At 65.0% G+C, this 4,605-nt stretch carries 4 protein-coding genes and 1 pseudogene; 3 read left to right on the top strand and 2 right to left on the bottom strand.

Annotated features, from left to right (window positions below; translation table 11 throughout):
* Window positions 1-316 precede the first annotated feature (316 nt).
* The 3 genes from WA317_RS01305 to WA317_RS01295 are packed head-to-tail and all read left to right on the top strand — an operon-like array spanning window position 317 to window position 2,692.
* Entirely contained in the window at window positions 317-1,246 is a 930-nt protein-coding gene (locus WA317_RS01305; RefSeq protein WP_425171312.1) for a metal-dependent hydrolase, read from the top strand.
* Window positions 1,210-1,476, top strand: coding sequence for a ferredoxin (locus WA317_RS01300; protein ID WP_425171311.1), 267 nt, complete (start codon window positions 1,210-1,212; stop codon window positions 1,474-1,476). Before WA317_RS01305 ends, WA317_RS01300 begins: the two co-directional genes overlap by 37 nt.
* A 4-nt stretch (window positions 1,477-1,480) precedes the next feature.
* Window positions 1,481-2,692, top strand: a complete 1,212-nt coding sequence (locus WA317_RS01295) for an NAD(P)/FAD-dependent oxidoreductase (RefSeq protein WP_425171310.1) — start codon at window positions 1,481-1,483, stop codon at window positions 2,690-2,692.
* 6 nt (window positions 2,693-2,698) lie between these two features.
* Here WA317_RS01295 and WA317_RS01290 read toward each other — a convergent pair whose 3' ends face one another.
* On the bottom strand, window positions 2,699-3,721 hold the full coding sequence (locus tag WA317_RS01290; protein ID WP_425171309.1) for a DNA topoisomerase IB: 1,023 nt from the start codon (window positions 3,719-3,721) through the stop codon (window positions 2,699-2,701).
* Window positions 3,722-3,865: 144 nt separating this feature from the next.
* Window positions 3,866-4,605, bottom strand: a pseudogene (locus WA317_RS01285) (DUF4407 domain-containing protein); the annotation flags it as partial.

Below are 4,605 nucleotides of genomic sequence, written 5' to 3'. Positions count from 1 at the left end.
TTGCCGGGTCACCAGCTTCCACTGTCGGCTCCTATTTGAGATGTTTGAGACTGTTGAATGACTGGTACCCAGGTTTGGCTTCGTACTAATCGGCCGCCAACGCGGCCGTGACACCTGTGCGTGAACGGATGTACGCGAGTCTGCCTAAGCCTTGCTTCTACCTGGAAATTCACTGTGTGGCATTGATGAAATCTTGTTTACGAGTGTACGCTGAGGATTAGCTTCTCACGGTAACATGACTTCCGGCCCCGAAATTTGTTGGTCTGAGTCAGGCCGGGTTGCGTCATCCACACGCGCAAATGGAAGGAGTGGCCAAATGCCGGAAGTGCAAGCACGCCACGATGGACACCCGGCGTTTCGCCGCCAGGTTCGGTTCGACTGGTCGGAACTGCCGCTGCACTGGGTACCTGATGACCCGTTTGCCACGCACATGATGAATGTGTTGCATTTGTTGTTGCCAGAGGGTGAGCGGCACTTCATCAAGGCCGTCCTGGAGGCGTCGTCGCTGGTCGACGACCCGGAACTGGAAGCGGCGATCAAACCGTTCATTCAGCAGGAGTCCTGGCATGCGTGGGCGCACCAGGTGGTGCTCAACCATCTGGCCGAGCAGGACATCGACACCAAGTCGTACACCGAACGGCTGGGCAAATGGCTGTCGGCGTCCCTGGGCGATCCGCCCAAAGTTTTTCCACCGGTGTTGAAGCGGTGGTGGCTGTATCGGCGGCTGGCCGATGTGGCCTCGCTGGAACACTTCACCGCGGTGTTGGGGCAGTGGGTGCTGCAGAACCGGGGTCTGGACTACGCGGGCACCAATCCGGCCATGTTGGACTTGCTGCGCTGGCACGGGGCCGAAGAAATCGAGCACCGCTCGCTGGTGTTCGACGTCTACCAGAATGTGTGCGGCAACTACCTGCTGCGGGTCCTGTCCATGCTGACGATCGCGCCGCTGTTCGTGGGCTGGTGGCTCTACGGTGTGGTGTACCTGATGAAGCGCGACCCGACCATCACCGCCAAACCGCGCTGGCGCGACTGGTTGCGCGCCGCCCGCCAGTACAAAGTGCCCGGGCCGTGGAAGTTGCTGGTGACCGTGCCAGTCCGCTATTTGCGGCCCAGTCACCATCCCAGTCACGAGGCGGACACTCAGATGGCGATGGACTACCTGGAGTATTCGCCGGCGGCCCGGGAAGCGCAGGAGCGCGCAAAGTCTCAGTGGAAGTCGCCTTCGACCGACATAGCCAAGGCGTGAGGGTTAAGGCAACGGGCCAGGAAGGAGCGGGAACTCGAGTGAAGGTTGTCGTGGACTATGACACATGCGACGGGAACGGCGTCTGCATGAGCATTTGCCCTGAGGTGTTCGAGGTGAAGGACGACGGTTTCCTCTACCTTCTCCAGGAGGAGCCGGGCGAAGAGCTGCGCGACAAGGTCGAGGGGTCGGTTGTTTCCTGCCCCACTCAGGCGATCACCGTTGAGGACTAACGCCGTGTCGTCGAATCATGGGCTGAAGCAGGTGCTCGTCGTTGGTTCCGGCGTGGCGGGAATACGGGCAGCGGAGACGCTGCGCAAGGAGGGTTACGACGGGGCGCTGACGATTGTGGGAACTGAACGGCACGCCCCCTACCACCGTCCACCCTTATCGAAGAAACTGCTCAGCGGCAAGGTGCAGCGGGCGGGCGTCGACCTGGCGCCGCAACTCGACATCGACGCGCGGGTGCTGCGCGAGGCGTCGGCCGTCGGACTCGACTTGCGTAAGTGCACCGTAGGGGTCCGCGACGGCGATCGCGAACAGGAGCTGGGCTTTGACGGTCTGGTCATCGCCAGCGGCGCCACTCCCCGCCAATGGCCGGGCGGTCCGGCGCCCGATGGGGTGTTCGTACTACGCACCGTTGACGACTGCCTGGCCATCCGGGAGCGGCTGGGCGCGAACCCCCGGGTGGTGGTGGTCGGCGGTGGATTCATCGGCGCAGAAGTCGCTGCGACTGCTCGGTCACTGGGTCTGGATGTGGTCCTTATCGAGCGGGCCGCCGGCCCGTTGCTGCCGGCACTCGGCGAGGAGATGGCACATCGCTATGCCGAGTTGCACCGGCGCCACGGTGTGGATGTGCGCCTGAACGTGAGCGTCGACTCGTTCGTCGGTGAAGGCCACGTGAAGGCTGTTCGACTCACCGACGGGTCGGAGATCAAGGCCGATCTTGTGGTCATCGGGTTGGGAGTTACCCCGGCCACCGACTGGTTAGACGGTTCCGGCCTGCGGGTCGACGATGGCGTGCTGTGCGACGCCACCTGTGCCGTCGAGGGCGCCACGAACATCGTGGCCGCCGGGGATGTGGCGCGCTGGTGGCATCCGCTCTACGAGACGCACCTGCGCATCGAGCACTGGGACCACGCTGCGCGTCAGGGTGCCGCGGCCGCACGAACTCTGCTGGCCGGACCGGGGCAGGGCGACGCCTACGATGAGGTGCCCTATTTCTGGTCGGACCAATATGACGTCAAACTGCAGATGTTCGGGGTTCCACGCGACTACGACACAATTCAGGTCATCGAGGGCGATGCCGATTCGTGGCATTTCGTGGCGGCTTACGGGCGCAACGGGCATACCATTTCGGTGCTGTCGACCATTCACGGCCGGGTCCATGCCTACCGGGATGCGATTGCCGGCCGTGCCGAGTTTCCGCCGCAAGTCCCGCCGCAATAGAACTGGTCAGCCACCCGCTTTGTCGATGCGCTTGATCAGCCGGGCGGCTGCGCTTTCGATCATGTGCCGGCGTCCTAACAAGGTCCGTTCGCGTTCGGCGCGGCGCACGGCCTGGCGGATCGTAATGCCCTGCTCGTAGCCCACTACGACGCGCGGATCAACGTAGGACCTGCGCGCCACCGCGGGCGTGTTGCCCAATTCCTCGCTGACAGCGCGCATTACGGCGGCTTCCTCGCGGCGGCGGGCGGTTTTCGAACTCGGCTCCCTGGCGACGGCGAAATGCTCGGCCGCCAGCACGGTGCCGTGCCAGGTCCGCAGATCTTTGACACTGAATTCGTTACCGACGACCTCGCGGAATCGTTCGTTGAGGTCGTCGGAACGCACTTCACACCAGCCGTCGGCGGTGCGGTAGACCAGGAAACGCTCACTGGTGGTTTCCGCGCGCAACAACGAGCGCACCGCCTTGATCAGCAGCGGGTCTTCCAGTGAAATGGTCCGTTGCACACCGCTTTTGGCCGGATAGTCGAAATCGACGCTGTTGCGGCCCACGCGAACGTGCTCACGGAGCAGCGTCGCCAATCCGTAGCTGCCGTTCTCCTCGGCGTACTCCTCGCCGCCGGCGCGGAAGTAGCCGCGGTCGATCAACTGTTGCGCGATCGCCAGCACCCGCTCGCGCTGAAGCCCCCGGCCGTTGAGGTCGGTGAGAACCTGGGCGCGCCAGTCGGGCAGGCGTTTGGCCAGAGTCAGGACCCGATCGAATTTCTCCTCGTCCCGCTCGGTCCGCCACTGGGAGTGATACACGTATTGCCGGCGCCCCGCGGCATCTGTGCCGACCGCTTGAATGTGGCCGTTCGGGTACGGGCAGATCCAGACCTTTTTCCAGGCCGGGGGAATCACCAGCGATTCGATCCGCGCCAGGATCTCCGGGTCGGCGACGGGCGCGCGGTCGGCGTCAACGTAGGAAAAACCCCGGCCGCGGCGGATTCTGGTGAGTCCCGTGCCGTTGACGACGCTCCTGCGCAACTTCATGGCCGTGCCTTGCTATGCCGGCGAAGTCGGCGTGCGGCCGTCCACCGACCGCTGCAGCCTCGAGGAGCGCTTCACGGCCGTAAATTACCCAGAGCCGCGCCGCATTACACCTTCGACGGCTTTGCGCTACGCCTCCCGCCGATGCTAATGCCCGGGGGGAAGTTGACGTGGTCCCTTGGCCGCCTCGAGCTCACCGGGCCGATCCTGTTCTGCCAGTGCGGGATTAGGCCGGCCGGCCAGGCCACCGGCTGCGGGGCGCTGTCCCTCAAGGTCGATCGGCCACGGCGCCGTGCGGTCGGCGTCGACGGGGTCAAAGACAGCCGGCCCGTCGCCCCGGCCCTCGGGGCCGGCTGAGCGTTCCCAAGGGCGCAGGCTCTCCTCCACGTCGACGGTCACCTTGCGAGTCCGTTTGAGCGAGAAGTTGATCTCTTCGACTTCTTCGAATACCTGTCGTGCGGCCCGTAACGGTTGGGTCGTGGTGTCGATCGCCCGGGCGACGAACGTCGGAACCAAAGGACGAATCCACCGCGCAGCGGCTCTGGCGACGTCCGGGATCGTCGGGGTGGCGCCGCGCCCGTGGACGACCGCTTGCGCTGAGGCGGCGTCGGAGCCGACCGACGCGGGCAGGTTGTCGGTCTCTGGGGCATGGGCGGCTGCGGGCAGCAAGGCCGCCAAGCTCGCCGCCTCAGCCTCGGCGGCGATCGGCAGGTAGATGTCGTCATTCACCGGCTCCACCGGCTCCACGAGGTGAAGAGCCGGCTGCGCCGGGCTTTCGAGCTCCTCGGTCACCCGACGGCGGTGGTGCGCGCGGTCGATCTCGGCCTGCGCCTCGACCGCGAGCCGGGCCGCGGCGAGTTGATGCTCGGCCCACAGCATCTCAGCCG

The organism is Mycobacterium sp. (assembly GCF_049802695.1).
Lineage (GTDB): Bacteria > Actinomycetota > Actinomycetes > Mycobacteriales > Mycobacteriaceae > Mycobacterium.
This window is presented reverse-complemented; position numbering and strand designations above follow the sequence as displayed.